Genomic DNA, 2,180 nt, shown 5'->3' with positions numbered 1-2,180 from the left:
CGCCGGCACCAAAGGCTACTTCGCCGGCCTCGGCCTGCCGCTGCCGACACTTGCCGCCTGGGGCACGGGACTGTTCGAACTGATCGCCGGGCTGCTCATCCTGGTCGGTTTCCAGACCCGGATCATAGCGCTTCTGCTCGCTGCCTTCTGTATCGTCGCCGGCTTCATCGGCCATTATGGCCAGGGCGGCGGCGACGCGATGCTCGCCTTCCTGCACCAGCAGATGCTGATGAAGGACATTGCGATATCAGGTGGGTTTGTAGCGCTGGCGATGGCCGGCGCCGGCGCATGGTCGATCGACGGGCGCGGCGCGGTTTGATATTTTTGCTTACACGCGCCCGAGCTGGTCGCCCCCCACTCCGTCCCGGCTTTGCCGAGCCACCTTGTATCTACACGAGAGAGATTTCGTGGGATTAGAGCGATTGAGCCAAGGTCCGGGTGGCCGCCCGGACCTTGGCTTGGCGAAGTCGCCCGTACCACCTGAGGTTACAGCCGCGGGAGAGCTTGGGATCTTCGCCTTCATCACGCACGACCGAACAGTCGCTTGGTTCCAACCGTACGCACAAGGCAGGTTACCGTGAACAGGATTATTTGTGGAGTTGATGTTTCGAAAGATTGGCTGGACGCGCATGTCTGGCCTGGCGGAGCGGCAGCGCGCTTCGCCAACGACGCGGCGGGGATCGCAGCTCTTTGGCTGTTCTGCCGCAGCCATGACGCAGCCCTTGCGGTGATGGAGGCATCGGGCGGCTATGAACGGCTGGGATTCATGCTCTTGTGGACGCACGGCATGCCGTGCGGCGTGGTCAATGCCAAGAGCGTGCGCCGTTTCGCCGAGGCGATGGGCTATCTTGAGAAGACCGACAGGATCGACGCCGCTGTCATCGCCCACTACGGCGCAGTCAAGAACACTGTGCCGACGCCACCGCCAAGCGCCGCCCAGCAGCGGCTTGCCGCGTTGGTTGGCCGGCTTTGCCAGATTGTCGGCGATGCGACCATCAACAAGCAGCGTAGAAGTGCCGCACGCGACGCCGAGGTATGCGCCAGCATCGAGGCGATGCTGGCCTTCCTCAAGCGCGAGCAACGGCGCCTGGAAGGCGAGATTGCCTCGATGATCGATGACGATCCGCTGTGGGCCAGGCTGGAGCAGGCCTTTCGTTCGCTGAAGGGCGTGGCCGGACGCACCGTCGCCCGCCTGATGGCCGAACTGCCCGAGATCGGCCTCATCTCCAACAAGGCCATCGCCAAGCTGGCAGGCCTCGCTCCCTTCGCCAACGATAGCGGCAAGCGCACCGGCAACAGGCATGTGCGCGGCGGACGCGCCGGGCCGCGTGGCATCCTCTTCATCGTCGCAGCCATCGTGGCCAAATTCGATCCAATCTCAAAGCTTTCGCTCAACGGTTGCAACAGGCGGGAAAGCCAAAAATGCTCATCCGCATCGCACTCGCCAGAAAACTCCTCGTCATCCTCAATGCAAAAGCACGCGATGCGCGCAACGAGTTCGCGAGTGCAACTTGACACCCCAGATAGTCGCTCTCCCCCGATCGACGGGGTAGAGGAAGGGCGCGAGCCTATTGCCGCCAACGCTCTTCCAACGAGGCTCCCTTCCTTTCCCTCCGGATGGGGGAAAGGTGACGCTGCAAAGCAGCGACGGATTGGGGAAGCCGGTCATCAAACGCGAAGCCGCCGGCGAAGTACGACCGGCAAGTCTCCGCTTAAGTCAGATAAGACACGGGTCTGCTAGCAGCTAGCGCCTTATTTCACCGACATGCTGGGGCCACCCTCGACGGCCAGCACCAGCCGGCGGTTGGTGATCCTGGCCAGCTGCGCCAGGCGCCCGGCCGGCCGCTCGCCATAGAGGTCCGCCAGCGATGCCGGCAAGACCAGCGCCAGCACGCCGTTGGCGCGCTGTTCCCATTTCAGCCTGGGCATGATGCCGGGCATCGACGCCGTCAGCAGGTAGACGACGCGCATCATCGCGGCGAGCACGCGGGCGCGCTCCAGATAACGCGGCGATGCCAGAGCCTTGATCTCGGGGGCGATGGCTTCGTTGAAGATGCCGTCGTGACGATAGGCGTTGGCCATCGCCAGGAAAGCACGGCCAGGATGGTCGACGCCGAAGAAGGACGCGTGCGCAATGATGTTGAGCGATTGCTTGCCGCGGTATTCGGGATGCGCGCGCC

1 protein-coding gene and 2 pseudogenes are annotated in these 2,180 nt (G+C 63.7%); 2 read left to right on the top strand and 1 reads right to left on the bottom strand.

Translation table 11 applies throughout. The annotated features are described in order from the left end of the window. Both EN925_RS32840 and EN925_RS32835 read left to right on the top strand, forming a co-directional pair. On the top strand, positions 1-319 hold a 319-nt coding region (locus tag EN925_RS32840), incomplete at its 5' end, for a DoxX family protein (protein WP_164894553.1). A gap of 258 nt (positions 320-577) precedes the next feature. Next, a pseudogene (locus tag EN925_RS32835) lies at positions 578-1,515 on the top strand (IS110 family transposase). 237 nt (positions 1,516-1,752) lie between these two features. Here EN925_RS32835 and EN925_RS32830 read toward each other — a convergent pair. After that, a pseudogene (locus EN925_RS32830) lies at positions 1,753-2,180 on the bottom strand (exopolyphosphatase); the annotation flags it as partial.

It is taken from the genome of Mesorhizobium sp. M7A.F.Ca.US.006.04.2.1, assembly GCF_004022915.1.
Taxonomy (GTDB): Bacteria; Pseudomonadota; Alphaproteobacteria; order Rhizobiales; family Rhizobiaceae; genus Mesorhizobium; species Mesorhizobium ciceri.
This window is presented reverse-complemented; position numbering and strand designations above follow the sequence as displayed.